Source organism: Streptomyces sp. NPDC002835 (genome assembly GCF_053591995.1).
On the sequence record NZ_JBSFUW010000015.1, the window covers coordinates 22,237 to 48,077 of the forward strand.

Below are 25,841 nucleotides of genomic sequence, written 5' to 3' on the forward strand. Positions count from 1 at the left end.
GCCGGAGGCATCGCGGACCGGTCCTGACGGGTGGTCACCCGCCGCGACTACTGCACCGGGAGTAGCGCGGAAGGCGTCTCACGGGACGAGGCGGCGGGCTGCGGGGGCGTCATAGGCTGCGCCCATGGGGGCGGACCCGAGGGTGAAAGAGACCTTGCTCGACACGGTGCTCGCCGGCGTGATCGCCGGCGCGGTGCTCCTCGCCGCGTACGCCGCACAGCCGCCGCCCGGCGCCCTCGACGTGCTGCTCGTCGTGGCCGGGTCGCTCGCCCTCGCGGGCCACCGGCGGGCCCCGCGCATCGTCCTCGCCGTCACCACGCTCAGCCTGCTCGGGCACGTCCTCCATGCCGGGCCCGGCTCGTGGGCGGCGTTCCCGGTGATCGTCGCGGTGCACGCGGCGGCGCGCAGCGGGCACCGCCAAGTCGGTATCGGGGCGGGAGTGGTGTTCCTCGCCGTGTTCTTCGCCGCCGACCCGCACGGCGACGGCGCCGAGCGCACCCTGCTGCTGGCCGGCTGGTTCCTGTGCGCCGGGGTGACGGGGCTCATCGACAAGAACTGGCAGGCATATCTGCGCCAGACCGAGCAGCGGGCCCTGGAGGCCGAACGGGGCCGTGAGGAGGCGGCGCTGCGCCGCGCCGGTGAGGAACGACTGCGGATCGCGCGGGAGTTGCACGACACGCTCACCCACTCCATCTCGATCGTCAAGCTCCAGGCGGGAGTCGCCGTGCATCTGGCCCGTAAACGCGGTGAGGACGTGCCGGCCGCGCTGCTCGCCATCCAGGAGGCGAGCGGGGAGGCCATGCGGGAGCTGCGCGCGACCCTCGACGTCCTGCGCGCGGACGAGCAGGAGTCCGGCACCGGCCTGGCGCGGGTCGGCGAGCTCGTCGAACGGGCCCGGGCCGCGGGCATCGCCGTCTCCTTCTCCGTCGGCGGCCGGGAGCGGCCGCTGCGCCCGGACGTGGACCGGGCGGCGTACCGGATCGTGCAGGAGGCGCTGACGAACGTGGCGCGGCACGCCGACCGTGCCGGCACCGGCATCAGCGTCGTCTACGGCGCGGGCGAGGTGACGGTCGCCGTCGAGGACGACGGACCGGCCGCACCGGGGGACCCGGTGGTGCCAGGCACTGGGCTGACCGGCATGAGGGAGCGCGTCACCGCCCTCGGCGGCAGCCTGGAGACGGGACCGCGGCCCGGCGGCGGCTTCGCCGTGCGGGCCCGTATCCCGCTCGAGACGCAGCCGGCGGCGCTGTGATCCGGGTGCTGCTGGTCGACGACCAGGCGCTGATGCGCGCCGGATTCCGGGCCCTGCTGGACGCCGAGGAGGGCATCGAGGTCGTGGGCGAGGCCGCCGACGGCCGGCAGGGCCTCGACATGGCCCGGCGGCTGGTGCCCGACGTCGCCCTCGTCGACGTGCAGATGCCCGTGATGACGGGGATCGAGACGACCCGGCACATCGCCGCGGAGCCGCTGCTCGCCCAGGTGCACGTCGTGATCCTCACCAACTACGGCCTGGACGAGTACGTCTTCGACGCGCTGCGGGCCGGAGCCGCCGGTTTCCTCCTCAAGGACACGGAACCCGAGGAGCTGGTGCAGGCCATGCGGGTCGCCGCACGCGGTGACGCGCTGCTGTCGCCGGCGATCACCCGCCGGCTGATCGGCGAGTTCGTGTCCCGGCCGCCGGACCGGTCGACCGCGCCCGGGATGGAGACCCTTACGCGCCGTGAGCGGGAGGTGACCGCGCTGGCGGCCCGCGGGCTGACGAACGAGGAGATCGCCGCGCACATGGTGATCAGCCCCTTCACCGCCAAGACGCACATCAGCCGCGCGATGACCAAGCTCGGCGCGCGCGACCGGGCGCAACTGGTGGTGTTCGCCTACGAGTCGGGGCTGGTGGAGCCGCGCGGCGACAAGTGACCCGCCGGTGCGGGGCCCGCACATCCGGGGCACGGCCGCACGGCGCGGACGGGCTACGAGCGGGTGCCCGCAACCGGCCGGACGGCACACCGTACGCTCGCAGCGACAGCAGACCGGCGTGTGCAGCCCGGACCGGCCCGGCCCCGCCCTGAAGAAGGGAGCGGTGTGACGGACGACAGCGTCGCCTCGGTGGTACGGCAGTGGCAGGCGATCGATCCCGCGCTGGACACCGCACCGATGGAACTGATCGGCCGCATCAACCGCTGCGCCGCGCTGCTGCGGCAGGCGGAGGACGCGCCGCCCGCGAACTGACCCCCGGCGAGCTCGCCCGTGAGACGTTCTCCTCCGGGGCGGCCGTCACCAAGCGCCTGCGGGCCCTCCAGGAGCGGGGGCTCGTCGACCGGCGCGGCGACGAGCGTGACCGCCGTGTCGCCCACGTACGGCTCACCGACGACGGCTGTGACCTCTTCGACCGGCTGCTGCCCGAGCGGCTCGCCTACGAGAGCGCCGTCCTGTCCGGCGTCGGCGGGGAGACCCGCACCCGCCTCGGCGCCGACCTCGCCGAGTTGCTGGGCCGGCTCGCGGACCGGCTCGCCGAGGCCCGGCCCTGAAGGCTCTGACCTCGGCAGACGCCGTGTGGAGGGGCAGGTCCGCAGCGGGGTCCTTACCCTGAAAGGGTGAATTTCGCGCGCCGGGCCGCCGCGCCCGCCCTGGCCCTCGGGCTCACACTCGGCGCCGTGCCCGCACAGAGCGCCGCGGCCGCCGCCCCTGAGCTGTCGGCCACCGTCAGCGACGTACCGCCGGCCAAACTCGGCGCGAGCCACGAACCGGGCTGCCCGGTGCCCCCGTCCCGGCTGCGGCTGATCACCATGAACCACTGGGGTTTCGACGGCCGGGTCCACAGAGGGGAGCTGATCGTCCATCAGGACCAGGTCCGGCCCCTGCTGCACGTCTTCGAGAGCGCCTTCGACGAACGCTTCCCCATCCGTCGTATGCACGTCATGGCCGAGTACGACGGCGACGACGCCCTGGCCATGGCGGCGGACAACACCTCCGCCTTCAACTGCCGCCGGGTGACGGGCGACGCCCGCCATCTGTCGCGGCACTCCTACGGCGACGCGGTCGACATCAACCCCGCGGAGAACCCGTACGTCGACCGCTCCGGACAGGTGCACCCGCCGGCCGGCGAGGACCACCTCGACCGCGACCCGCCCGCCAAGGGCATGATCACTCCCGGCGACGCGGTCACCACGGCGATGGCCGAGGCCGGCTGGGAGTGGGGCGGCCGCTGGTCGCCCCCGGACTACCACCACTTCTCCGCCGACGGCACCTGACCCGGCCGCCTCCGGACGGGACACCCCGGCCGCTCCCGGGGCCGGACACCCGTCCGCCCCCGGACCGGACACCCCGGCCGGTCTCTCACTCGAACAGCCCGTGCCGCACGGCCGGGGCAGGCGGCCACGCGTGCATGGACATTAGGTTCACGGTATGGCCTTCCAGAGGCCGAACGATCTCCGTTCCCCGGGAAAGGTTTCCCCCACCATGCCGCCTGCACCGACGGACACCCCTGGCCGCATAGGCCACGTTCCCCCCGCCGCGGCGCACCCCGTGCGCCCCGTCCGCTCCCCGCGGAAGTCCCTCTCCCTCCTCGCCTCCGCCACCCTGATCATGCTGTTCCTCGCCCCCGACGCCGCCGCCGGCGGGCCGACCGGCCCCGGGGCCGGCGGGCGGACCGAGGCGCACCTCCAACTGGTCCTGGACGGCGACTCGCTGACCGCCCAGGACATGTTCGACGTCCTGGACGCCAAGTCGGTCGCGGTGAAACTCTCCGACGACAGCCGCAGACGGATGCGGCAGATCCGCGACGGCGCGCTCAACGAACTCTCCAAGGGCGCCCGCGTGTACGGCTGGAACCAGGCACTGGGCCCGCTCAAGGACAAGCAGCTCGACAGCGCGCAGCAGAAGGAGTTCCAGAAGCGCATCCTGCGCTCGCACGCCGCGGGCGTCGGCGAGCCGCTGCCCGAGCGGGTCGCCCGCCTGGTCATGGTGCTCCGCGCCAACCAGATGGCCCGCGGCGCGATGGCCGTCCGCCCCGAACTCGTCGACCGGATGAACGACCTGGTCACCGCCGGCGTCACCCCGGTCGTCCCCCAGATCGGCTCGCTCGGCTCCGGCGACCTCCAGCCCATGGCCGCGGTCGGCATGGTCCTCACCGGCGACAAGGCGCCCGCCCGCTACCGCGGTGAGCAGGGCCCCGCCGCACAGATCCTCGGCCGCGCCGGTCTCGCACCGTCCTTCGAGCTGGAGCAGGGCGAGGCCCTGCCCATCATCAGCGGCAGCACCGTCGTCTTCGCCTCCTACGCCGACGCCCTGCACCGCGCCACCAAGGCGGCCGGCCTGGCCGAGGGCACGCTCGCCATGTTCATGGACGTCACCCGGGCGGAGACGGGCAGCCTGGACGCCCGTACCCACGCCGAACGGCGGATCCCCGAGGAGGAGAAGGTCGCGGAACGCCTCCGGGAACTGCTCCGCGGCAGCCGGTGGACCACCGAGGAGGGCCGCAAGCGGCTCGGCGAGGACCACCCCCGGATCCAGGACGCGGTGTCGCTGCGCGCCGCTCCGCACATCTACGGCGCGCTGCGCAAGACCCTCGCGGACGGCCGCCGCGACATCGAACGCGAGGCCAACGCCTCCACTTCCAACCCGCTGGTGTTCGCCCGCGGTTCGGGCCGGGGCCACGAGTTCGTGATGGGCGGCAACTGGGACGGGGCCCTCCTCGGTCATGCCGCCGACGCACTGAACGCCCAGATCGCCGATCTCGGCGTCCACACCCAGGAACTCTCCGCGCGGCTGCTCTCGCCCAAGTGGAGCTACGGCCTGCCCGCCAACCTCGCGGGCGGCACGCCCGGTCTGAACTCCGGCATGGTCCAGGTCCAGACCGTGGCCGCCGCGCTCGTCCCGGAGATGCAGGTCCGTGCCATGCCCGCCGGTGCGCTCTCCCGGCCCGCCAAGGACGGGCAGGAGGACCACAACACCATGGCGATGGCCTCCGTACGCCACCTCCACCAGAACCTGGACCGCCTCGAGACCGTGCAGGCCGTGCTGGCACTGATGTCCGCGCAGGGCATCGACCTGATCGAGAAGAAGATGGCCGGCCTGTCCCTGGGTGCGGGCGTCCGCTCGCTCCACGACACGGTCCGCGCGCACATCGAGCCCCTCCACGACGACCGCTACCTGACCCCGGACCTGGTCGAGATGACCGACCTGGTCCGGGGCGGCGAGCTGATCCGTCCAGCTGCGGGGCCGCGTCAGCGGTGACGGGAAACCGCGCGGCGGCCGCGTACGCGCAGGAGCGCGATGCCCGCGACCAGCAGTACGGCTCCGGCCGCCGACGGCCACAACTGGGCGCCGGTCTGGGCCAGACCGCCCTCCACGGCCTGCGGCGCGATGCCACCGGCCGGCAGGGGGACGTTCGACTCGTCGGCCGGGGGCGTGGCCGGCGGGCTGTGCGTCGTGGCCGCCGGGCTCTCCGCTGAGGCCGCGGCGGGCTCGCTGCGCGTGGGGGAGGGGCCGGCAGGTCGGCCGGCGGCCGGTTCCGCGGGGGCCTGTGCCGCTTCGGGTGACCTGGGTACCTGCTCGGCCTCGGTACGGCGCGTCTCGGCGGACGGCTTCTCCGTGCGGGGCTGCTCGGCGGCGGGCGCCTTCGGCCGGGGCTGCTCGGCGGGGGACGCGGTGGCCGTAGCGGGCGCGGCGGTCGTGGCGGGCGCCGTCGGCTCATGGGGTGCCGCGCGTTCCGGCTCCGATTCCGGCTCCGGCTCCGGCTCCGGCTCCGGCTCCGGCTTCGGTTCCGGGGCGGGCGCGGGCGCGCCCGTGGGGGACGCGGTGGCCGTCGCCGGGGCGTCCTTCGGCTCCGGGCCACTGCCGCCCGGAGCCTGCCCCCCGTCGCCGGGGCCGCAACGCCGTCCCTCGTTCAGGCAGTTCACCAGCTCCCGCATGAGCTTCTCGTCGAACACGTTGATGAAGTCACCGTGGTCGGTGACCGGCTTGTGCAGCTGCTCGGGGAACGAGTCCAGCGCGTAGACCGCGGCGTCCGCACCGTCGAAGACCGGCGGCGGCACGTCGTAGACGATCCGCTGGACCAGCTGGGGAATGGGGACGAAGCCGCCGGGGCAGCGGCCGCTCGGGTCCGTGAAGGCCACGTGGGTGCGGTGGTTGGCGCTGTCGGCGTTCCGGCCGTCCCAGCAGCTCTGGAACGTGAAGCTGCGCACCACTCTGCTGCCGCCGGGACAGATCGGGTACTTGTTCTTGAGCTGCCGGTCCTCGAAGCCGGTGCAGCTCCACGAGGCGTTGGCGTTCGCGTCGCCGTTGACGAACGCCTTCGCGTCGCCGGTGATGATCCGCAGGAAGCGCGGCATGGCGGTGACCTTGCCCCGCGGGTTGCCGACGAAGTCGAGCGTCACCTCGGACGGGGTCAGGATCTCGCCGACGTTCTGGTCCTTGCCGCCGCCGTCCGCCCGGACGTCGTCCTCGTCCCGGCCGTTCTGGAGCCGCAGCACCGGCCAGTAGTACGTCGACCGGTCACCCTGGTCGCGGCAGGTGGTCTCGCCCGCCGCGAGATCGTCGTCCGAGGCGAACGCGTCGTTGGCCTGGTTGCCCACGTAGTCGTGCATGTGGTGGGCGCCGTTGGCCACCCCGGGGGCGACGATGATGTTGTCCGGGTTGAACTTGCCGTTCGCGTTGACGCCGCACTCCGTGGTGAACGTGCCGCGGGAGGCGCCGCGCAGCAGCGGGGGCTGCTGGACGTTCGGCGCGACGGTGCGGATGTCGGCGAAGTCGGACGCCTCGGGGCCGTTGCCGGCCTGCCCGCCGTTGTCCGCCCGGCCGCCGTCCCCCTGCCCGTCGCCGTCCCCGTCCTGGTCGTCCCCGTCCCGGCCGCCGTCGCCCCCGCCCTGGTCGCCCCGGTCCGCGCCGTCGGTCTGCAGGCTGCACGGGGCCAGCGCCCGCAGGCCCTCCGGCCGCTGCCCGGTGACCCGGCCGATGGCCTCCGCGATCCGGTCGAGGCCCGCTTCCCGCTTGCTCTGCAGCGGCCCGAGGATCGCGTTCTGCACGAACTGCGGGTCGCGTTCGATCTGTTCCCTCTCGTCGGCGAACCGCTGATACGCCTCGGTGATCTGGCTGTCCATCGTCGCCAGTTCGCGGTCGACCTCCGCCCTGGCCGCGTCCGGCACCTCCGGCAGCCCGTTCGCCACCTCCGGGCACTTGACGGTTGCCGGGACCGGCCCCGCGCCGAACGTCCCCGGCTGCTCCTGGCTGGTCGTGCCGCCCGGCCAGGGGCCCTGACCCTCACCGGCGGCGGCATAGGAGTTGACCGCGATGAGACCGCCTCCGCCGAGGATGAGGGCGATCGAGGCAGCGGCCGTCCGCCTGCCTGCTCTCGGGCGTCTTCGCGTCGTCCGTCCCATGGAGAACTCCATCTGCTTCGTCGTCAGGTGGGCATGACGGCGTCCGGAAAGGGGCACGTCCAGTCCCATACGCACACGGCGGGCGACGTGTTCAACGCCGCGCCGAACTCGCCCGCCCGACAGTCGTCTCCGGCCCGGTCCGGACGAACAGCGAAGTGAGAGCCACATGTTCACGACCCGGCCGACGCTCCAGGGCACCTTCGGGATGGTGTCCTCCACGCACTGGCTCGCCTCCCAGTCCGCGATGGCCGTGCTGGAGCGGGGCGGCAACGCCTACGACGCCACCGTCGCCGCCGGGTTCGTGCTCCAGGTCGTCGAGCCGCATCTGTGCGGACCCGCCGGTGAGGTGCCGGTCATCGTCGCGCCGGCCGGCGGCGAGGTCCGCGTACTGTGCGGACAGGGCGTCGCGCCCGCCGGGGCCACCGCCGCCCACTACCGCTCGCTCGGGCTGGACCTCGTCCCCGGCACCGGCCCGCTGGCCGCCGCCGTGCCGGGCGCGTTCGACGCCTGGATGGTCCTGCTGCGCGACCACGGCACCAAGCCCCTGGCCGAGGTGCTGGAGTACGCCATCGGCTACGCCGAGCACGGGCACCCTCCCGTCGAACGGCTCTGCGCGACCGTGGAAACCGTACGCGGGCTCCTCGAGACCGAATGGACCTCGTCCGCCGAGGTGTACCTGCCCGGCGGCCGTGCCCCCGCCCCCGGCGCCCTGCTGCGCAACCCGGCCCTCGCCGCCACCTGGCGGCGGCTGATCGCCGAGGCGGAGGCGGCCGCACCCGACCGGACGGGGCGCATCGAGGCGGCCCGGCAGGTGTGGCGTACCGGCTTCGTCGCCGAGGCGCTCGTCCGCCAGGCCGCCCGGCCCACCCTGGACACCAGCGGCGAACGCCACACCGGCACCCTCGTCGCCGAGGACCTGGCCGGCTGGGCGGCCACGTACGAGGCGCCCGTGACGTACGACTGGAACGGCTGGACGCTGTGCAAGGCCGGCGGCTGGAGCCAGGGCCCCGCCTTCCTCCAGCAGCTCGCCCTGCTGCCGCCGGAGCTGCCCGCCCACGGCTCCGCCGAGTACGTCCACCTGCTGATCGAGGGCTGCAAACTGGCCATGGCCGACCGCGAGGCCTGGTACGGCGACGCCGCCGACGTCCCCCTCGCCGAGCTGCTCTCAGAGCCGTACAGCGCCGCCCGCCGCGCACTCGTCGGCGACAAGGCGTCGTACGAGCTGCGGCCCGGCAGCCCCGGCGGCCGCACCCCGGTGCTGAGCCCCCGGGCCGCCGACGTGATCGCCGACGGGACCGGCCCGGGGCCGGCGGGGGCGGGCGAGCCGACCGTGGCGCGGAACGGCGCCGCCCAGGGCGACACCTGCCACGTCGACGTCGTCGACCGGTGGGGCAACATGGTCGCGGCCACCCCCAGCGGCGGCTGGCTGCAGTCCAATCCCGTCGTGCCCGAGCTGGGCTTCCCGCTCGGCACCCGGCTGCAGATGACCTGGCTCGAGCCCGGCCTGCCGAACTCCCTCACCCCCGGCCGCCGTCCGCGCACCACCCTGACGCCTTCTGTGGCGCTGCGCGACGGCGTGCCGGTGATGGCCTTCGGCACCCCCGGCGGCGACCAGCAGGACCAGTGGCAGCTCCACTTCTTCCTCGCCGTCGCCCTGCGCGGCACGGTCCGCGGCGGCTACGACCTCCAGGGCGCGATCGACGCCCCGAACTGGCACACCGACGCCTTCCCCGGCTCCTTCTACCCGCGGGGCATGCGCCCCGGCGGCGTCACCGTCGAGTCCCGCACGGACGGCGCCGTCGTGGAGGAGCTGCGGCGGCGCGGGCACCGGGTCACCGTCGGACCGCCCTGGTCGGAGGGCCGGCTCTGCGCGGTCGCCCGCGACCCGGCCACCGGCGTGCTGTCCGCCGCGGCGAACCCCAGGGGAATGCAGGGTTACGCGGTGGGGCGCTGAACGCCTCCCGCGATGTCAGCCGGGCGTGATTGTCTTGAGGCATGATCGATGATTTTCTGACCGGTGATCTGTCCGACGTCGAGGAGGCCGTCCGCAAGGCGGCGGCCGCCGAGATCATGCCGCGCTACCGCCGGCTGGCCGCGCACGAGGTGGACGAGAAGACCGGCCCGCACGACCTGGTCACGATCGCCGACCGCAGCGCGGAGGAGCACCTGACCGCCTCGCTCACCGCGCTGCTGCCCGGCTCCGTGGTCGTCGGCGAGGAGGCGGTGCACGCCGACCCGGCCGTCGCGGACGCGCTGCACGGCGACGCGCCGGTCTGGATCGTCGACCCGGTCGACGGCACCCGCCAGTTCGTGCACGGCGAGCCCGGGTTCTGCACGCTCGTCGCGCTCGCCCTCGGCGGCGAGGTGCTCGCGTCCTGGACGTACGCGCCGGTGCTGGACGAGCTCGCCGTCGCGGTCCGCGGCGGGGGCGCCCGGCTGGACGGCGCACCGCTGCGGCCCGGTTCGCCCGCACCGGGCTCGGTGCTCCGCGTCGCGATGTCCCACCCGGACTACACGACGCCCGAGCAGAAGCGCGCGCTGCTGGGCCTCGCCGTGCCGGGCGTCGAGACCAGGCCCTGCGGCTCCGCGGGCCTCGAATACCTGGCCGTGGCACGCGGCGACCTGGACGCGGTGGCGTTCTCGTGGGAGCTCGCCTGGGACCACGCGGCCGGGCTGCTGCTGGTCACGGAGGCGGGCGGCGCGCATCTCACGATCACCGGCGAGCCGTTCCGTATCACGGGCTCCAACGCGCTGCCGTTCACGGCGGCACGCGACGAGACCACGGCCCGCGTGGTCAGGGAGCTGCTGACCTGACCCACGGCGCCCGGCTCACCCAGGCCCACACCCACGGCGCCCGGCTCACCCCGGGCCCGCTGACCCACGGCGCCCGGCGGCGGCGAACGCCGGGCCCGCTCACCCCAGCCGGGCGCGTACCTCCCGTACCAGGGCGTCGGCGTCCGCCACCGCCGCCGTGTCCAGGCCGCGCAGCGCTGCCGTCACCCGCTCCGTGAAGTCCGCGGGCGCCTCCGCGAACGCGGCGGCCGCCGCCAGCGCGCCCTTCTCGTTGAGGCACCACACCCGGTGGTGGGCGTGCAGCGCCTGCGCCAGCACGCCGAACGCCCGTGACAGGCACAGCGACACATGCAGCGTGTCCCCGGCGCTGGCTGACTTGGCCGCGGCGGCGACCGAGAACTCCGCCTCCCACGCGGCGTCGGCCAGCGCACGCCGCAACGGCTCCGGATACTCCCGCGTCTCCTCCCGCAGCGCCGTCAACTCGCCTCCGGGGTCGGCCAGTACGCGGCACAGCGCCACCTCGCCCGCGTACGCCGGCGACCAGAAGCCCAGCGGGTGCCCAGGCTGCGTACCTGTCTCGAAACGCCCGGCCAGACAGTCCGCCCAGACCCGTTCGACCCGGTCCAGGTCCCGCAGGATCCAGTCCACCGGCACACCGTCGAGGGACAGCCACGCACCGCCGTTGACCCACGGGCCCCAGCCGCCCGGTCCGGCCACTTCCACCGGCCCGCCGGTCAGCTCGGACGCCAGTGCCGCCAGGGCGCCGGTGTCGACGCCGCCCCGGTAGTAGACGCCGAGATCCCAGTCGGAGTCCGGCCGGTGGCTGCCCCGCGCCCGGCTGCCGCCGAGGGCGACCGCACGGACACCGGGCGTCCGCACGAGCCGCTCCGCCATGTCCTCGATCATGTTCTCCATCGGGACCGGACGGTACCCGGCCGCACGATGTCACCGCCCGGGAATATCCTTGGCCCTCCTGGCCGTCGGCTGACGAAGGAGTCCGAAGGTGCCGTCGATGCTCGATGCCGTCGTCGTGGGAGCGGGGCCCAACGGGTTGACCGCCGCGGTCGAACTGGCCCGCCGCGGCTTCTCGGTCGCCGTCCACGAGGCCCTGGACACCGTCGGCGGCGGCGCGCGGACGGAGGAACTGACCCTTCCCGGCTTCCGCCACGACCCGTGTTCCGCGGTCCACCCGCTCGGGGTCGGGTCACCCGCCTTCGGCGCCATGCCGCTGGCACGGCACGGCCTGGAGTGGCTGCACCCCGAACTGCCGCTGGCCCACCCGTTCCCCGACGGCACCGCCGCGGTGCTCAGCCGCTCCGTCGGCGAGAGCGCCATGTCCCTGGGCGCGGCCGACGCGGGCGCCTACCGCAGACTTCTCTCGCCGTACCTCGGCCACTGGGACAGCCTTGCCGCGGACTTCCTGCGCACCCCGTGGGACGGGCTGCCCCGCGACCCGTACCGGTACGCCCGCTTCGGGCTCGACGCGATCCGGCCCGCGAGCATGCTCGCCCGCCGCTTCCACGGCGAGAAGGCGCGCGGCCTGCTCGCCGGGCTCGCCGCCCACGCCATCGCCCCGACCAGCGGCGTGGCGACCGGCGGCATCGCCCTGCTCTTCGCCCTCGCCGCGCACGAGGTCGGCTGGCCCGTCCCGCGCGGCGGCTCGCAGGCGATCTCCGACGCCCTCGCCTCCTACCTGCGCGAACAGGGCGGCACGGTGCACACCGGCAGCACCGTCAAGCGGCTCGACGAGCTGCCGCCCGCCCGGGCGTACATCTTCGACACCTCACCGACCGCGCTCGCCAGGATCGCCGGCCTGGGCCAGGCGTACTGGCGCTACAAGTACGGCGCCTCCGCCTTCAAGGTCGACTACGCGCTGTCGGGCCCGATGCCGTGGACCGCGGAGGAGGCCCGCACCGCCGGGACCGTGCACATCGGCCCCACCGCGGCCGAGATCGATTCCGCCCTCGACGCCGCGGTCTCCGGCCGCGCCCCCGAGACGCCGTTCCTGATCACCTCGCAGCCGACCGTGATCGACCCGAGCAGAGCGCCGGAGGGCAAGCACGTCCTGTGGGCGTACGGCCACGTCCCGGCCGGCTGGGAGGGCGACGCCACCGAGGCGGTCGAACGCCAACTGGAGCGCTTCGCACCCGGGTTCCGCGACCTCGTCCTGGCCCGCGCCGTCGCCGGCCCGCCCGAACTGGCCGCGCGCAACGCCAACTACGTCGGCGGCGACATCGCCTGTGGCGCGTTCGCCGGCCTCCAGACCGTCCTCCGTCCGAAGCTCGCCCGCGTCCCCTACGCCACCGCGCACCCCGCGGTCTTCATCTGCTCCTCCGCGACCCCGCCCGGCCCCGGAGTCCACGGCATGTCCGGCCACCACGCGGCGAAGGCCGTCTGGCGCCGCCTGCGCGCCCGCTGAGCCGAAAGAGCTGGTCAGCGCGGTGACGCGTGGACTACGCTGCGGCGGCCGACGTGGCTGCTGTGGCCACGGCGCACACAGTGGCGGCCTCTGGGGAGGGGCCGTGGGGAGGGAAGTAACGCCGTGGACATCACGACGGAAACCGTGCGGCAGTGTCCCGACTGCGGGCACACCGTGCGGACCGATCACCGCTTCACCGCATGGTGCTCGGAGTGCGAGTGGAACCTCGATCCCGAACCGCCGGACGAGGAGGACCAGGGAAGGATCGACCGGCTTCGGCGCACCCTCGCCCAGCGGCACGGGCAGGAGCTCCACGCGGAGGTGACGTCGGGCGCGACGCTGAAGCCGCACCGCGACACCGCTGCCGTGCTGGCCCAGGCCGTCTCCCTCTGCGTCCACGGCTTCACCGTCGCGCTCGTCGTCGGCGGTGTCCTGCTGGCCACGCTCGGCTGGGGGACCGCCGCCCCGGTGTTCGGCGTACTCCTCCTGCTGCTGGCCGTGCTGCTGCGGCCCCGCTTCGGCGCCCTTCCCGACGACCTGCCGGTGCTGCGCAGGGCCGACGCGCCCCGGCTCTTCGACCTGCTCGACGACATCGCCGCCGTCGCCGGCACGGCGGGCGTGGACACCGTCGTCGTGAGCGCCGCGGCCAACGCGGGCGTGACGACCTACGGCATCCGCCAGCGCCGCCTGCTGGAGATCGGGCTCGGGCTCTGGGAAGTCCTCACGCCCCGGCAGAAGGTCGCCCTGCTCGGCCACGAACTCGGCCACTACGCGAGTGGCGACACGCGCCGCGGCCTGGTCACCTTCAACGCCCTGCGCTCCCTGGCCACCTGGCACTACCTGGTGCGCCGGACCCCCGATCCGACCATCGGCGAGATGTTCGTCAACGCCTGCTACTTCCTGCCCCGCTGCATCGTCCTCGGGCTGCTGATGCTGCTCGACCAGCTCACGCTGCGCGCGGCGCAGCGCGGCGAGTACCTGGCGGACACCGTCGCGGCCAGGGCCGGTTCCACCGAGGCGGCCGTCGAGCTGATGGACCGGCTGCTCGTGGTGGGCTCCGTGGAATCCGCCCTGCGGCGCGAGGCCAACACCCGGCAGATGCGACGGGCCGGTGACACGTCCCATCGGGAGGCATGGCGCGGGCTCTGGGAGCGGCTCGCGGCCCACGCCGAGTCGATTCCTGAGCACGAGATCGAACGGCAGCGACGGCTGAGCGCCCGCCGGGGCCACGCGGTCGACACCACCCACCCGCCGACCCACCTGCGCCGTGCCTGCCTGCTCACCGCCGTGCCGCTCCCGGCGAGCGTCACCGCCGACGACGCACGGCTGGCCGCCGTCGGCGACGAACTGGCCGGGGCACGGGAACTGCTCGCCCGGCGGATCGTGAAGGGCGAGGGCTGAGGAACCACGGGCGGGTGGTGAGAGTGATGACGGGCGCGGTGGCGCCCGCAGCGGCCACCATGGGTGCATGACACAGCCTCACCACCCGGCCATCACCCTCGTCCGCGGCGACATCACCGAGCAGCGCGCCGACGCGATCGTCAACGCCGCCAACTCCTCGCTCCTCGGCGGCGGCGGAGTCGACGGCGCCATCCACCGCAAGGGCGGCCCCGAGATCCTGGCCGCGTGCCGGGCCCTGCGCGCCTCCCACTACGGCAAGGGGCTGCCCACCGGGCAGGCCGTCGCCACCACCGCCGGGCGTCTCGGCGCCGCGCACGTCATCCACACCGTCGGCCCGGTGCACAGCACCTCCGAGGACCGTTCCGAGCTGCTGGCCTCCTGCTACCGCGAATCGCTGCGGGTGGCCGCCGAGTTGGGAGCGCGGACGGTGGCGTTCCCCGCGATCTCGACCGGCGTCTACGGCTGGCCCCTCGACGACGGCGCCCGCATCGCGGTCCGCACGGTCCGTGAGAGCGCCGCGGAGCCGGTCACCGAGGTGCGGTTCGTGCTCTTCGACGAGACGGCGTACGCGGCGTTCGAGACCGCGCTCGCGACCTACGGCTGATCCGGGCGCGCCCCGACGCGGTCGGCCGCCTGGGCCGGAAGCGGATACGCCCGCTCCGGCGGCAGCAGTTCCCGGGCCCCTTCGACGTCGCCGGCCGCCACCGCCCGGTGGATCTCGTGCGCCAGCGGTGTCACGTCACGGATGCCGGTGATCCAGTCGTCCACGTACCGGGCGACCGCCGGCCCCGAGAGCCCGATCTGGATCGCCCGGTGCGGCAGCGGGTTCAGCCGCAGGTCCCGCTCGGGGTCCCACTGGACCCGGACCGGACTCGACCTGAGCGTTTCGCGCCACTGGGCCTCGGTCGCGAAACGGGACCGGTCGAAGTGGCTGACGCAGGCGTGGGAGAGGGCCCACTCGAAACCCTCGCGGCTGATCTCGATCGCCAGCACCCGTTCCTGGTCGGGCTTGGTGGCCCAGCCGCAGCGGTACATCATCCATAGGAACGACGGCTTGATCCACGTCATCCGCGTGCGCTTGAACGGGTCGACGAAGGTCCCCGCCGCCGTCGCCGGGTCCGCGATCCGGGCGGCGTACGCCTGGTACACGGTGATCGTCTCATCGGTGAAGACCGCACGGACCTCGTGCCGGGGGAACTGCTGCATGGTGCGACCCTAGGAGCTGCCGCGGACGTACGGGAACTGGTTTTCGCCCTGGCACGGCGAGGATGGTGTCGGATTCCCGCCAGCCCTGGCGCCGCGCAGGCCTCATCCTGGACGCATGCACACCGACACCGAGCGCTGCGTGCGCGCCGTACGGTCCAAGGACGCGCGGTTCGACGGATGGTTTTTCACCGCCGTGCTGACGACCCGGATCTACTGCCGTCCGAGCTGTCCGGTCGTGCCCCCGAAGGCCGAGAACATGACCTTCTACCCGAGCGCCGCCGCCTGCCAGCAGGCCGGCTTCCGGGCCTGCAAGCGGTGCAGGCCCGACACCAGCCCCGGATCGCCCGAGTGGAACGCGCGCGCCGACGCCGTCGCGCGGGCCATGCGGCTCATCAGGGACGGCGTCGTCGACCGGGAGGGCGTGCCGGGGCTCGCCGCGCGGCTCGGATACTCGGCCCGGCAGGTCGAGCGCCAGCTGCTCGCCGAACTGGGGGCCGGGCCGCTCGCACTGGCCCGGGCGCAGCGCGCCCAGACCGCGCGGCTGCTCATCGAGACGACCCCGCTGCCCATGTCCGAGGTCGCGTTCGCGGCCGGTTTCGCCTCCATCCGCACCTTCAACGACACGGTCCGCGAGGTCTTCGCCCTCGCCCCCGGCGAGCTGCGCGAACGGGCCGGACGCACCCGCGCCGCGTCCTCGGCCCCGCCCACGCCGGGCGTGATCGCGCTCCGGCTCCCGTACCGGGCGCCCCTCGAACCGAGCAACCTCTTCGGTCATCTCGCCGCGACCGGGGTGCCCGGTGTGGAGGAGTGGCGGGACGGCGCGTACCGGCGCACGCTCCGGCTGCCGTACGGGCACGGGATCGTCGCCCTCACCCCGCACCCGGACCACATCGGCTGCCGGCTGTCGATGACCGACCCGCGCGATCTGACCATCGCCATCAGCCGATGCCGGTGGATGCTCGACCTGGACGCCGATCCGGTCGCCGTCGACGACCAGCTGCGGGACGATCCGCTGCTGGCCCCGCTGGTCGACAAGGCGCCCGGGCGGCGTGTGCCGCGCACCGTCGACGCGGCCGAGTTCGCCGTACGGGCCGTGCTCGGCCAGCAGGTCTCCACGGCCGCCGCCCGCACCCACGCGGGCCGGCTGGTCCGGGCGCACGGCGTGCCCGTGGCGGACGCGGAGGGCGGCCTCACCCACCTCTTCCCGGCCTCGGAGGCGCTGGCGGCGCTCGACCCCGAGGCCCTGGCGCTGCCCCGCAGCCGCCGCACGACCCTGACCACACTGGTCGCCGCCCTCGCCGACGGGACGCTGAAACTCGACCCCGGCAGCGACTGGGACCGGGCACGGGCCCACCTCACCGGCCTGCCCGGCTTCGGACCGTGGACCGTCGAGGTCATCGCCATGCGCGCCCTCGGCGACCCCGACGCCTTCCTGCCCACCGATCTCGGCATGCGGCGCGCCGCCGCGGCACTCGGGCTGCCCGCCACCCCCGCCGCGCTCACCGCACGCGCGGCGGCCTGGCGGCCCTGGCGCGCCTACGCCGTCCAGTACCTGTGGGCGTCGGACGACCACCCGATCAACCACCTTCCCGCGTAAGGAAGTCCAGTCATGACCAGCCTCACCACCACCGAGACCGGCAAACGGCAGCACACGGTCGTCGACAGTCCGTACGGCCCGCTGACGCTCGTGGCCACCGACGGCGTGCTGAGCGGCCTCTACATGACCGGCCAGCGGCACCGCCCCGCCGAGGAGACCTTCGGCGACCGCGACGAGACGCCGTTCGGCGAGGCAGTCCGCCAGCTCGAGGCGTACTTCGTCCGCGAACTGACCGACTTCGACCTGCCGATGCACTTCGCGGGCACGCCCTTCCAGCGCCGCGTCTGGGACCTGCTGCGGCACATCCCGTACGGCGAGACCCGCACCTACGGCGAGCTCGCCGAGGAACTGGGCAACCGGGGCGCCTCCCGCGCGGTGGGCCTCGCCAACGGCAAGAACCCGATCGGCATCATCGTGCCCTGCCACCGCGTCATCGGCTCCTCCGGCAGCCTCGTCGGCTACGGCGGCGGACTGGACCGCAAGCAGCGGCTGCTCGCGTTCGAGCGCGGCGCGGCCGACGAAGCGCTCTTCCAGCCGGCCCGGCCCGCTCCTGCCGTCGTCCCCGGCCGGCTCCGCTAGCCGGCCAGCCGCTCCAGCAGCGCGGGCAGCGCCGTCCCGATCGGCTCCCGCACGACCTCGTCGGCCAGTTCGTCGTACGGCGTCGGCTCGGCGTTCACCACGATCAGCCGGGCGCCGTGCTCGGCCGCGACGCCGGCCAGCGACGCGGCCGGCTGCACCTGGAGCGTCGTGCCGACCGCGACGAACACCTCGCACGCCTTGGTGACCGCCATGGCCCGGCCGAGCACCTCCGGGTCCAGCCGCTCACCGAACATGACCGTCGCCGACTTGAGGATGCCGCCGCACACCGTGCACGCCGGGTCCTCCTCCCCGGCCGCGACGCGCGCCAGCGCCTCGTCCATCGGGGAGCGGGCATGGCAGCGGGTGCAGGTCACCGTCCGTGCGGTGCCGTGCAGTTCCAGCACCTTGCGGCCGGGCATCCCGCCGAGCTGGTGCAGCCCGTCCACGTTCTGCGTGATGACCCGCACCGCGACGCCCGGACGGCGGTCGAGCTCGGCCACGGCCCGGTGCGCGGCGTTCGGCTCCGCGTTCCACGTCGCGCTCTCGCGCCGCATGATCCACGAGCGGCGGCGGATGTCGGGATCGGCCATGTAGCAGTCGTACGTGACGAGCTTCTGGGCCTCCGGATCTTGCCGCCAGAGGCCCTGCGGGCCACGGTAGTCGGGGATGCCGGAGTCCGTGGAGACACCGGCGCCGCTCAGGATCGCGACGAGAGTCATGAGCCGAGATTACGCAGGCCACTTCGGCGTTCGCGAACCTTTTCCACAGCACCGGTGCTACCGTCCGATCATGGCGAAGGTTACGGTCACCCTCGACGCCGAACTGGTCGTAGAGGTCATGGTGCTGGCAGGCGTGGGCAGTCCGCAGGACGCGGTCGAACTCGTCGTGCGCGACTACATCGCGCGCGGCCACCGCACGGAGGCGCGGGCGGCCGCACGCGACGAGCCCCGCACGCGGCGCGACATCACGCCTCCGGAACACCACCAGGCGTGACGGCGGTGAACGGCGTCGGCGCGACGCCGGTCCGGCCCCGGACCCGGGCGGCGTCGCCCGCGTAAGCACCGGCCGTCGTCCAGCGCGACCGGGCCGAACCGGTTACCGGCGGGACGGGGCGAACCGGCCCTGACCGGGCGGGCGTCCCGCCCAGGTCACGGCACCGGGCGACGCGCCGGACGGAATTCGTGCTTCACGACCATCTTCGGGGTGCGATGTCGGACGATGGCAGGGTGGCACGCCCTTCGGCGGTGCCGATAGGGTCGGGGCGGCGCGACTGCCTGTTCGATAGCAAGGGATGCAAGGTGACGGACGGAGCAGTTTCTCAGCCCGCGCGGGTACTCGTCGCGGCTGACAAGTTCAAGGGCTCGCTCACGGCCGTGCAGGTCGCCGAGCGGGTCACGGCCGGTCTGCAGCGGATCGTGCCCGGGCTGGCCGTCGAGGCCCTGCCCGTGGCCGACGGCGGCGACGGCACGGTCGCCGCGGCGGTGGCGGCCGGATTCGAACGCCGCGAGGTGCCGGTCACCGGGCCGCGCGGCGAGCCGCTCACCGCGGCGTACGCCCTGCGGGACGGCACCGCCGTCGTCGAGATGGCCGAGGCCTCCGGCCTCCAGCACCTGCCGGCGGGCGTCTTCGCGCCGCTGACCGCGACGACGTACGGCTCCGGGGAGCTGCTGCTCGCCGCGATCGAGGCGGGCGCGCGCACGATCGTCTTCGGCGTCGGCGGCAGCGCGACCACCGACGGCGGGGCCGGGATGCTCGCCGCGCTCGGCGCGCGTCTCCTCGACGCGTCCGGCCGGCCCGTGCCGCCCGGCGGCGGGGGTTTGCGCGAACTGGCCACGGCCGACCTGTCCGGGCTCGACGCCCGCATCAAGGACGTGGACCTGATCCTCGCGAGCGACGTCGACAACCCGCTGACCGGGCCGAAGGGCGCGCCCGCGGTCTACGGTCCGCAGAAGGGCGCCACGCCCGAGGACGTCGCCGTCCTCGACGAGGCCCTCGCGCACTACGCGTCCGTCCTCGGCCCCGACCAGGCGGCCTCGCCCGGCGCGGGCGCGGCGGGCGGTATCGGCTACGGGGCGCTCGTCGCGCTCGGCGCGCGTTTCCGGCCCGGGATCGAGGTCATGCTCGACGTCCTCGGCTTCGCGCCCGCGCTGGCGCGGGCGACCCTCGTCATCACCGGCGAGGGCTCCCTCGACGAGCAGACCCTGCACGGCAAGGCCCCCGCGGGCGTCGCGGCGGCCGCGCGTGCGCGCGGCGTCGAGGTCGTCGCGGTCTGCGGCCGCCTGGCGCTCCCCCCGGAGGCCCTCGGCCGCGCCGGCATCCGCCGCGCCTACGCCCTGACGGCGCTCGAGCCGGACCCGGCGAAGTCGATGGCGGAGGCGGGGCCGCTGCTGGAGCGGGCGGCGGAGTCGATCGCCCGCGACTTCCTGACCTGAGCCGGACGTTCCCCGCGTCGGCACGCCCCCGGGGCGCGGGAGAGCGGGGACGGCGGCCGGTGCCGCCGCCCCCGCTCTCCGGCGGCCCGTCCTGGTTCCTTCGGGCCGGCTCCTTCCCGGGCCGGGTTCTTCGGCTCGGGGACTACTTCAGATAGGGCCCGGCGGCGCCGATCCTCCCCGGGCCGTTCAGGACGTAGACGCGGAGATTGCCCTTGCCGGGGGCGGCGACGGTGAGCTTCCCGTCGCTGACCACCCGTGTGTCGCCGGTGACGGCGTCGGTGTAGGTGCCGTTCGGGATGCCGGTGTAAGCGGCCCCGCCTGTGACAGTGACGAGCGCGAAGCTGTCGGTGGAACCACTCGTGTAGCGCCGCTTGAAGGCCATGTCCCCCTGGATGCCCTCCGTGGAGTACTGGCCCGTCTGCAGGGCCGGGACCGCCCTGCGGATCTCGTTCAGCCGCTGCACGTGCCTGACCAGCGGCTGGGCGAGAGTGCCGGCGACCGTTCCGCTCGCGGACTCGATCCTGGAGAACCCGGACGCCTTGACCTCGCCCGCCACGTGGTCGCCGAAGTAGGCGCGTCCGGTGGTCGCGAGCGGGCAGGTCGGGCCGCAGTCGATCCTCTTGCCCTTCTGGAACTCGATCTCCGAGCCGTAGTAGAGGGTGGGGATGCCCCGGAAGGTCCACATCAGCGACATGTTCTCGGCCCACGCGTCGGTGCCGCCGGCGTAGCGCTCGCTGCTCTTGTTGGGTCCGTAGTCGTGGCTGTCGACGTAGACGACGTTATAGGTGGCGTCGTTGTAGCTGTCGTCGGAGTCCTTGCCGTTGTGGAAGGCGTTGGAGGCGTCACCGAAGTTCATGTGCATGCGCATGTCGATGACGTTCATGCCGGAGAAGCGGCTGTGGTCGGGTGCGTGGTAGCTGTTGCCGTCGAGGAAGGCGTTGCGGGAGGTCGGCTGGTTCCCGGTGCCCAGCTGCTGTTCGTGGTCGTACATCTCGAGCGCGGCCTTCTCGTCGTCCGCGCTGTACTCCTTGCGCTCCTTCCAGGTGAAGAACTGGGCGGAGTGGTTCACGGAGCCGCGGTTCCACTTGTCGTTGACGAAGGCCGCGACCTCCCCGAACACGAAGAAGTTCTTCGCTGCCTCCGCGCCGTGCTGCTGGGTGACGCGCTCCTGGATGGCGGGCAGGAAGCGGCGGTTCCAGGTGGTGCGGGGGATGTGGACGGCGGTGTCCACGCGGAAGCCGTCGACTCCCATGTCGATGTACTTGTTGTAGGCGCCGATCAGATGGTTCTGCACCCGGGCGCTCTCGGTGTTGAAGTCGGCGAGGTCGTCGTGCAGCCAGCAGGAGCGGGAGTCCTCGCCCTCCCAGTTGCCGATCCAGCAGTTGTGGTAGAGCGCCTTCGGGAACATGCCGGAGGTCGGGTTCGGCCACTGGCAGTTGTAGATGCGGTAGCCCTCGGGCGAGGTGTACTGGGTGGGCTTGCCCCAGTCGACGCAGGTGTTGCCGGTGGGCTCGGCGGTCGACCACAGGTCGCCGTTGTAGTACGACTTCCCGGACTTGGGCTCGACGGTCAGGCCGTCGTACTCGAAGCCGTCGTCGCGTTCGTCGTAGTACCAGCTCCACTGGGCGTCGCGGACACCGTAGGCCTTGGGCGTGAACAGGCCCTTGGCGCCCCAGCGGGAGGAGTGGTTGTAGACGACGTCCTGGTAGATCTTCATGCCCTTGGCGTGGGCGGCGTTGATCAGGTCCTGGTACGAGGCCCCCGCCGACTCGAGGCGGGCGTCGACCCGGTAGAAGTCGTAACCGTGGTAGCCGTGGTAGTCGTAGTCCGAGCGGTTCAGGACCACGGGGGTGATCCAGACGGCGGAGAAGCCGAGGCCCTTGATGTAGTCGAGTTTCTCGACCAGGCCCTTGAAGTCACCCCGGAACATGGGGTCGTTGTTCGCGGCGTTCCCGGACTTGGTGTGCTGGCTGCCGCCCCGGTTGTTGGCCGTGTCGCCGTCGTTGAACCGGGCGGTGAGGACGAAGTAGATCGGGTCCTTGCGCGGGTCGGTGCCGAGCGGTTTGCCCGCGGCCGGAGCCGGCGGCCTGCTGCCGGTGGTCGCGATCGCCTCCGCCGAGGCGGGCGACACGTTGCCCGCCGCATCGACGGCCCGCACCGTGTAGGCGTAGGTGGTCCTCTCCTCCAGGTCCGTGTCGGAGAAGACGGTGGAGCCCACGTCGGTCACGACGTCGCCCGTGGTGCCCCCGGTACGGGTGACCTGGTACGTGGTGACGCCCCTGTCGTCGGTGGACGGCTCCCAGGTGAGCACGACGGACACGCCGTCGCCATCGGCGGCCACCCGGGCCGGGACGCTCGGCGCCTCGGTGTCCGGGGCCTCCTGGGCGCACGGATCGTCCGCGTCCGGGGTCACGGTGTTGTTCTCCACGGTGCTCACGCCGGCGGCGAGGGCGTAGTCGGCGCCCCGGTTGTTGTCCCAGGTTCCGTTGCCGTTGTTGAACGCGGCCTTCAGGGACGTGGCCGGACCGAGGTCCACGGTCTGCTTCCACCAGCCCGTGCACGCGGCCCGCATGCCGACACCCGGGACGGCGGTCCAGGCGCCGCCGGCGGGCTGGTAGTGGATGTTGGCGGTGGTCCAGCCGAGGGTCGCCGTGGAGTAGTAGAGCGTGGCCTCGTTGCCCTGCCCCGGCGCGGGCGTCGGGTCGGGGTCATCGCTGCCGGCGCAGGGGTCGGAGTGGGCGACGACGCCGTCCTTGACGGTGATGCTGCCGGTGCCCAGGTCGTAGTTCCCGCCGGCGTTGTTGTCCCACGTGCCCGAACCGTTGTTGAAGGTGGCCTGCAGACCCGCGGCACTGCCGAGGGCGACCGTCTTCTTCACCCAGTCGGTACAGGCGGACTCCATGGCGGCGCCCGGCACCGTGGTCCAGGCTCCTCCGTCGGGTGCGTAGTGCAGGTTGTAGCGGTCCCAGTTCTTCGTCTTCGTGTAGTAGAAGACCGTCGCCGTGTTCTCCGCCGCGGAGGACGGTGCGAACGGGGGCGGCGTGTCGGCGGGCGTCGCGGTCAGCACTCCGGCGATACCGGCGGCGGCCACCACGGCGACCGTCGGGCGCGTGAGCAGCCAGGTGGGGATGCGTTTCATGCTCTCTCCAGGGAAGGCCGCGACGGTGCCGCGGCTGCCGGCTCTCCGGGCGCCGGGAGAAGCGCCCGTCCGGCCGCCTCCCCTGACGCGCTCAGGGCTCCGGCGCGGGATTCCGCGCTGGAAAGGCGAACGGAAATTTTCTGAAACTCCTTACAGCGGCGGCAAGTTACTCGGGCAACCCCGCTCCGTAAAGAGTCCCGGGCACCGGCTTTCTGCCGGCCTTCCCGGTGCACGGGGGCGACCCGCCCCCTCTGCGCGCCGGTCCGCACGTTGTGCCGCCGCACAAGGGGCGGGTCCCGCCGCTGGTCAGACGCAGCGAGTCGCCCCGCAGGCATGGACCCCGACCACTCCCCGGTGCTGATGTTGGCCCCCGAGAGGCGAGCCGACCGTTGGTGAGCCGGACAAGGGGTTGCGTATGGCCGCCGCGCTTGAGGTGCGGGCGCTGTCCGTGGGGTACGGCCCGGTGCGGGCGTTGCGGGACGTGTCCGTCGACGTGCCCGAGGGCGCTGTCGTCGCCGTGCTCGGCGGGAACGGCGCCGGCAAGTCCACCCTGCTGCGGGCGGTGTCACGCACACTGCCGTTCCAGCGTGGGCGGGTCACCGCGGGGACGATCATGTTCGAGGGCCGCGCCCTCCACGGACTCGCCGCCGCCGGCGTCGTGGCCGCCGGGGTCGTGCAGGTCCCCGAGGGCCGGCAGGTCTTCGCACGGATGACCGTGGCGGACAATCTGCGGGCCGGCACACTCGGGGTGCGTGGCCGGCGGGAGTCCGCCGCCGCGCTCGCCCGCGTCCACGAACTGTTCCCCGTACTGGCCGACCGCGCCCACCAGAAGGCCGGTCTGCTGTCCGGCGGCGAGCAGCAGATGCTCGCCATGGGGCGGGCGCTGATGGCCAGGCCGCGCATGCTGCTGCTGGACGAGCCGTCGCTCGGCCTCGCCCCGCTGATGGCGGAGCGGATCGCCGAGACGGTGCAGGAGATCAACGCCGCTGGCACCTCCGTGCTCCTCGTCGAGCAGAACGCGGCGATCGCCCTGCGCCTCGCCTCCTCCGCCTACGTCCTCGACGTCGGCGAGGTCGCGCTCTCCGGGCCCGCCGACGAACTGGCCGCCTCCGACGAGGTCCGGCGCCGCTACCTCGGCGTCGTCGACGAGAGCGCCGCGCAGGACGCCGACAGCGCCCGGCGCGCGGCGCCCACCCTCAGGAGGTGGTCCGCATGAGCACGACGACGACCGTCACCGACGTGGCGCTCACCGTCGAGGACGTCACCGTCCGGTTCGCCGGGCTCACCGCCCTCGACGGGGTCTCGTTCACCGTCGAGCCGGGCAGCGTGCACGCCGTCATCGGACCGAACGGAGCCGGCAAGTCCACCACGTTCAACGTCCTCTCCGGTGTCTACAAGGCGACCGAGGGCCGCGTCCGCTTCGGCGACGACGAGCTCACCGGTCTCCCGCCGCACCGCATCGCCGCCCTCGGCGTGGCCCGTACCTTCCAGAACCTGGCCCTGCCGCCCAGCGCCACGGTCGCCGACAGCCTGCTGCTCGGCCGGCACCGGCTCACCCGCACCGGGTTCGTGGCGGCGGGCCTGCGGCTGCCGTCGGCGGTCCGCGAGGAACGCCGGCACCGCGAACGCGTCGCGGAGATCGCCGAGTTCGTCGGTCTCGCGGACGACCTCCACCGGCGTGCCGGTGAACTCCCCTACGGAAAGCAGAAGCTCGTGGAACTGGGCCGCGCCCTGTGCATGGAGCCGCGGATCCTGCTCCTCGACGAACCCGTCGCGGGCATGACCGCCGACGAACGGCGGCAGACCGCCGCGGTCGTCGCCGGCGTACGCGACAGCCTCGGAATATCGATCGTGCTCGTGGAACATGACATGGGGGTGGTGATGCGGCTCGCGGACGCCGTGACCGTGCTCGACTTCGGACGCCGTATCGCGGGCGGCACGCCCGCCCAGGTGCAGAGTGATCCGGCAGTCGTCCAGGCGTACCTCGGTACGGAGGCCACGCCATGACCACCTTCACCGAACTCCTCCTCGGCGGACTGTCCATCGGCTCCGTCTACGCCATGATCGCCCTCGGCTTCGTCGTGATCTTCAAGGCGACCGAAGTGGTCAACTTCGCCCACGCCTCGCTGCTCCTCGCCGGCGGCTACATCACCGCCGTGCTCCACGACGACCTCGGCTTCTGGCCGGCGCTGGCCGTCGGCATCGCGGGCGCGGCGGTCGTCGGCTCCGCCGTCGACTTCCTGGTCATGCGCCGCTACCGGGGCTCCGACCACAGCGTCCTCGCCATCGTCACGATCGGTGTCGACATCCTCCTCACCACCGAACTCACCCGGATGATCGGCACGGACGTGCTGGCGCTCGGCGACCCGTGGGGCGACCGGGTCGTGAACCTCGGTGAGATCACCATCGCCCAGACGAGGATCGCGGCGTTCGTCGCGGCGGCCCTGCTCATCACGGCCTTCCTGCTGGCCTTCCGCTACACCTCGTGGGGCGTGGCGATGCGGGCGGCGGCCGAGAACCCGCAGACGGCCGCGCTGATGGGCGTACGCCTCGGCCGGGTCTCCATGTCGGCGTGGGCGGTCGCCGGCGCCCTCGCGGCGGTCGCGGCGCTCTTCCTGACCGTCTTCCCGACGCCCGGCCTGGAACGGGCCACGTCGCTCGCCGCCCTCAAGGCGTTCCCCGCGGCGATCCTCGGCGGCCTCGACTCGACGACGGGCGCGCTGGCCGGGGGGCTGATCGTCGGCGTCACGGAGTCGTTCGCGACGGGCTACCAGAGCGAACTGACGTTCCTGGGCGGCGGGATCGGAGACCTCGCCCCGTATCTGGTGATGCTGCTCGTGCTACTCGTGCGGCCGGCCGGACTCTTCGGCACGAAGGAGCTCGCGCGTGTCTGACACCT

General features: G+C 73.5%; 21 protein-coding genes and 1 pseudogene. 17 read left to right on the forward strand and 5 right to left on the reverse strand.

The genetic code is table 11. The features are described 5' to 3' along the window. Positions 1-124: 124 nt before the first annotated feature. From ACWD01_RS18230 to ACWD01_RS18250, 5 genes and pseudogenes are all read left to right on the forward strand, one after another. Positions 125-1,252, forward strand: coding sequence for a sensor histidine kinase (locus ACWD01_RS18230; protein ID WP_451162933.1), 1,128 nt, complete (start codon positions 125-127; stop codon positions 1,250-1,252). Beyond that, positions 1,249-1,914, forward strand: coding sequence for a response regulator (locus tag ACWD01_RS18235; protein WP_451162935.1), 666 nt, complete (start codon positions 1,249-1,251; stop codon positions 1,912-1,914). Before ACWD01_RS18230 ends, ACWD01_RS18235 begins: the two co-directional genes overlap by 4 nt. A gap of 165 nt (positions 1,915-2,079) precedes the next feature. After that, a pseudogene (locus tag ACWD01_RS18240) lies at positions 2,080-2,525 on the forward strand (MarR family transcriptional regulator). Positions 2,526-2,591: 66 nt separating this feature from the next. Then, positions 2,592-3,248: a M15 family metallopeptidase gene (locus tag ACWD01_RS18245; protein WP_451162937.1), complete on the forward strand. Its 657-nt coding sequence runs from the start codon at positions 2,592-2,594 to the stop codon at positions 3,246-3,248. A 208-nt stretch (positions 3,249-3,456) separates the two neighbouring features. After that, positions 3,457-5,232 carry an HAL/PAL/TAL family ammonia-lyase gene (locus ACWD01_RS18250; RefSeq protein ID WP_451162939.1) on the forward strand — a complete coding sequence of 592 codons (1,776 nt, stop codon included), beginning with the start codon at positions 3,457-3,459 and terminating at the stop codon, positions 5,230-5,232. Here ACWD01_RS18250 and ACWD01_RS18255 read toward each other — a convergent pair. Next, positions 5,223-7,376, reverse strand: coding sequence for a DUF1996 domain-containing protein (locus ACWD01_RS18255; RefSeq protein ID WP_451162941.1), 2,154 nt, complete (start codon positions 7,374-7,376; stop codon positions 5,223-5,225). The two genes, ACWD01_RS18250 and ACWD01_RS18255, sit on opposite strands and share 10 nt — an antisense overlap. Before the next feature lie 166 nt (positions 7,377-7,542). Between ACWD01_RS18255 and ACWD01_RS18260 the strand changes: the two genes are divergently transcribed. Beyond that, entirely contained in the window at positions 7,543-9,330 is a 1,788-nt protein-coding gene (locus ACWD01_RS18260) for a gamma-glutamyltransferase family protein (protein ID WP_451162943.1), read from the forward strand. 41 nt (positions 9,331-9,371) lie between these two features. Beyond that, positions 9,372-10,190, forward strand: a complete 819-nt coding sequence (locus ACWD01_RS18265) for an inositol monophosphatase family protein (protein ID WP_451162945.1) — start codon at positions 9,372-9,374, stop codon at positions 10,188-10,190. 99 nt (positions 10,191-10,289) lie between these two features. Here the strand turns inward: ACWD01_RS18265 and ACWD01_RS18270 are convergent, their stop codons facing one another. Continuing rightward, positions 10,290-11,084, reverse strand: a complete 795-nt coding sequence (locus tag ACWD01_RS18270; RefSeq protein WP_451162947.1) for a nucleotidyltransferase family protein — start codon at positions 11,082-11,084, stop codon at positions 10,290-10,292. A gap of 88 nt (positions 11,085-11,172) precedes the next feature. Between ACWD01_RS18270 and ACWD01_RS18275 the strand changes: the two genes are divergently transcribed. The 3 genes from ACWD01_RS18275 to ACWD01_RS18285 all read left to right on the forward strand — a co-directional run bounded on the left by ACWD01_RS18275 (position 11,173) and on the right by ACWD01_RS18285 (position 14,593). Further along, on the forward strand, positions 11,173-12,588 hold the full coding sequence (locus tag ACWD01_RS18275) for a phytoene desaturase family protein (RefSeq protein ID WP_451162949.1): 1,416 nt from the start codon (positions 11,173-11,175) through the stop codon (positions 12,586-12,588). A 123-nt stretch (positions 12,589-12,711) separates the two neighbouring features. Further along, positions 12,712-13,989 (forward strand): M48 family metallopeptidase, encoded by a 1,278-nt coding sequence (locus ACWD01_RS18280; protein WP_451162951.1) that lies wholly within the window; start codon positions 12,712-12,714, stop codon positions 13,987-13,989. A 67-nt stretch (positions 13,990-14,056) separates the two neighbouring features. After that, positions 14,057-14,593 carry an O-acetyl-ADP-ribose deacetylase gene (locus ACWD01_RS18285; RefSeq protein ID WP_451162953.1) on the forward strand — a complete coding sequence of 179 codons (537 nt, stop codon included), beginning with the start codon at positions 14,057-14,059 and terminating at the stop codon, positions 14,591-14,593. Here ACWD01_RS18285 and ACWD01_RS18290 read toward each other — a convergent pair. Further along, positions 14,584-15,195, reverse strand: a complete 612-nt coding sequence (locus ACWD01_RS18290) for a DUF4291 domain-containing protein (RefSeq protein WP_451162955.1) — start codon at positions 15,193-15,195, stop codon at positions 14,584-14,586. The two genes, ACWD01_RS18285 and ACWD01_RS18290, sit on opposite strands and share 10 nt — an antisense overlap. Positions 15,196-15,310: 115 nt before the next feature. Between ACWD01_RS18290 and ACWD01_RS18295 the strand changes: the two genes are divergently transcribed. Both ACWD01_RS18295 and ACWD01_RS18300 read left to right on the forward strand, forming a co-directional pair. After that, on the forward strand, positions 15,311-16,792 hold the full coding sequence (locus ACWD01_RS18295; protein ID WP_451162957.1) for an AlkA N-terminal domain-containing protein: 1,482 nt from the start codon (positions 15,311-15,313) through the stop codon (positions 16,790-16,792). A 12-nt stretch (positions 16,793-16,804) separates the two neighbouring features. Next, positions 16,805-17,371 carry a methylated-DNA--[protein]-cysteine S-methyltransferase gene (locus tag ACWD01_RS18300; protein WP_451162959.1) on the forward strand — a complete coding sequence of 189 codons (567 nt, stop codon included), beginning with the start codon at positions 16,805-16,807 and terminating at the stop codon, positions 17,369-17,371. On the opposite strand, the gene ACWD01_RS18305 is transcribed toward ACWD01_RS18300, so the two are convergent. Beyond that, a complete protein-coding gene (locus ACWD01_RS18305) occupies positions 17,368-18,090 on the reverse strand; it encodes an SIR2 family NAD-dependent protein deacylase (protein WP_451162961.1) in 723 nt (240 codons plus the stop codon). The genes ACWD01_RS18300 and ACWD01_RS18305 overlap by 4 nt on opposite strands. A 70-nt stretch (positions 18,091-18,160) precedes the next feature. Between ACWD01_RS18305 and ACWD01_RS18310 the strand changes: the two genes are divergently transcribed. Both ACWD01_RS18310 and ACWD01_RS18315 read left to right on the forward strand, forming a co-directional pair. Then, complete coding sequence (locus tag ACWD01_RS18310; RefSeq protein ID WP_356890384.1) at positions 18,161-18,364, forward strand: type II toxin-antitoxin system VapB family antitoxin; 204 nt, start codon at positions 18,161-18,163, stop codon at positions 18,362-18,364. A gap of 305 nt (positions 18,365-18,669) precedes the next feature. Next, on the forward strand, positions 18,670-19,803 hold the full coding sequence (locus ACWD01_RS18315; protein ID WP_451162963.1) for a glycerate kinase: 1,134 nt from the start codon (positions 18,670-18,672) through the stop codon (positions 19,801-19,803). 142 nt (positions 19,804-19,945) lie between these two features. Here the strand turns inward: ACWD01_RS18315 and ACWD01_RS18320 are convergent, their stop codons facing one another. Then, entirely contained in the window at positions 19,946-22,942 is a 2,997-nt protein-coding gene (locus ACWD01_RS18320) for a carbohydrate binding domain-containing protein (protein ID WP_451162965.1), read from the reverse strand. Between the two features lie 415 nt (positions 22,943-23,357). Here ACWD01_RS18320 and ACWD01_RS18325 point away from each other — a divergent pair, with 415 nt between their 5' ends. Genes ACWD01_RS18325 through ACWD01_RS18335 form a run of 3 tightly spaced genes read left to right on the forward strand, consistent with a single transcriptional unit; the run spans position 23,358 to position 25,836 of the window. Next, entirely contained in the window at positions 23,358-24,158 is an 801-nt protein-coding gene (locus ACWD01_RS18325; protein WP_451162967.1) for an ABC transporter ATP-binding protein, read from the forward strand. Beyond that, on the forward strand, positions 24,155-24,949 hold the full coding sequence (locus tag ACWD01_RS18330) for an ABC transporter ATP-binding protein (RefSeq protein WP_451162969.1): 795 nt from the start codon (positions 24,155-24,157) through the stop codon (positions 24,947-24,949). The genes ACWD01_RS18325 and ACWD01_RS18330 overlap by 4 nt, the downstream gene beginning before the upstream one ends. Further along, on the forward strand, positions 24,946-25,836 hold the full coding sequence (locus ACWD01_RS18335; protein ID WP_451162971.1) for a branched-chain amino acid ABC transporter permease: 891 nt from the start codon (positions 24,946-24,948) through the stop codon (positions 25,834-25,836). Before ACWD01_RS18330 ends, ACWD01_RS18335 begins: the two co-directional genes overlap by 4 nt. Positions 25,837-25,841 lie beyond the last annotated feature (5 nt).

Excerpts from the sequence above, each read along its gene's own strand:
- ACWD01_RS18285 (WP_451162953.1), top strand. The coding sequence starts at position 14,057 with ATGACACAGCCTCACCACCCGGCCATCACCCTCGTCCGCGGCGACATC.
- ACWD01_RS18250 (WP_451162939.1), top strand. The coding sequence starts at position 3,457 with ATGCCGCCTGCACCGACGGACACCCCTGGCCGCATAGGCCACGTTCCC.
- ACWD01_RS18295 (WP_451162957.1), top strand. The coding sequence starts at position 15,311 with ATGCACACCGACACCGAGCGCTGCGTGCGCGCCGTACGGTCCAAGGAC.
- ACWD01_RS18300 (WP_451162959.1), top strand. The coding sequence starts at position 16,805 with ATGACCAGCCTCACCACCACCGAGACCGGCAAACGGCAGCACACGGTC.
- ACWD01_RS18325 (WP_451162967.1), top strand. The coding sequence starts at position 23,358 with ATGGCCGCCGCGCTTGAGGTGCGGGCGCTGTCCGTGGGGTACGGCCCG.
- ACWD01_RS18320 (WP_451162965.1), bottom strand. The coding sequence starts at position 22,942 with ATGAAACGCATCCCCACCTGGCTGCTCACGCGCCCGACGGTCGCCGTG.
- ACWD01_RS18290 (WP_451162955.1), bottom strand. The coding sequence starts at position 15,195 with ATGCAGCAGTTCCCCCGGCACGAGGTCCGTGCGGTCTTCACCGATGAG.
- ACWD01_RS18270 (WP_451162947.1), bottom strand. The coding sequence starts at position 11,084 with ATGGAGAACATGATCGAGGACATGGCGGAGCGGCTCGTGCGGACGCCC.
- ACWD01_RS18330 (WP_451162969.1), top strand. The coding sequence starts at position 24,155 with ATGAGCACGACGACGACCGTCACCGACGTGGCGCTCACCGTCGAGGAC.
- ACWD01_RS18335 (WP_451162971.1), top strand. The coding sequence starts at position 24,946 with ATGACCACCTTCACCGAACTCCTCCTCGGCGGACTGTCCATCGGCTCC.
- ACWD01_RS18255 (WP_451162941.1), bottom strand. The coding sequence starts at position 7,376 with ATGGGACGGACGACGCGAAGACGCCCGAGAGCAGGCAGGCGGACGGCC.
- ACWD01_RS18230 (WP_451162933.1), top strand. The coding sequence starts at position 125 with ATGGGGGCGGACCCGAGGGTGAAAGAGACCTTGCTCGACACGGTGCTC.
- ACWD01_RS18265 (WP_451162945.1), top strand. The coding sequence starts at position 9,372 with ATGATCGATGATTTTCTGACCGGTGATCTGTCCGACGTCGAGGAGGCC.
- ACWD01_RS18310 (WP_356890384.1), top strand. The coding sequence starts at position 18,161 with ATGGCGAAGGTTACGGTCACCCTCGACGCCGAACTGGTCGTAGAGGTC.
- ACWD01_RS18260 (WP_451162943.1), top strand. The coding sequence starts at position 7,543 with ATGTTCACGACCCGGCCGACGCTCCAGGGCACCTTCGGGATGGTGTCC.
- ACWD01_RS18305 (WP_451162961.1), bottom strand. The coding sequence starts at position 18,090 with ATGACTCTCGTCGCGATCCTGAGCGGCGCCGGTGTCTCCACGGACTCC.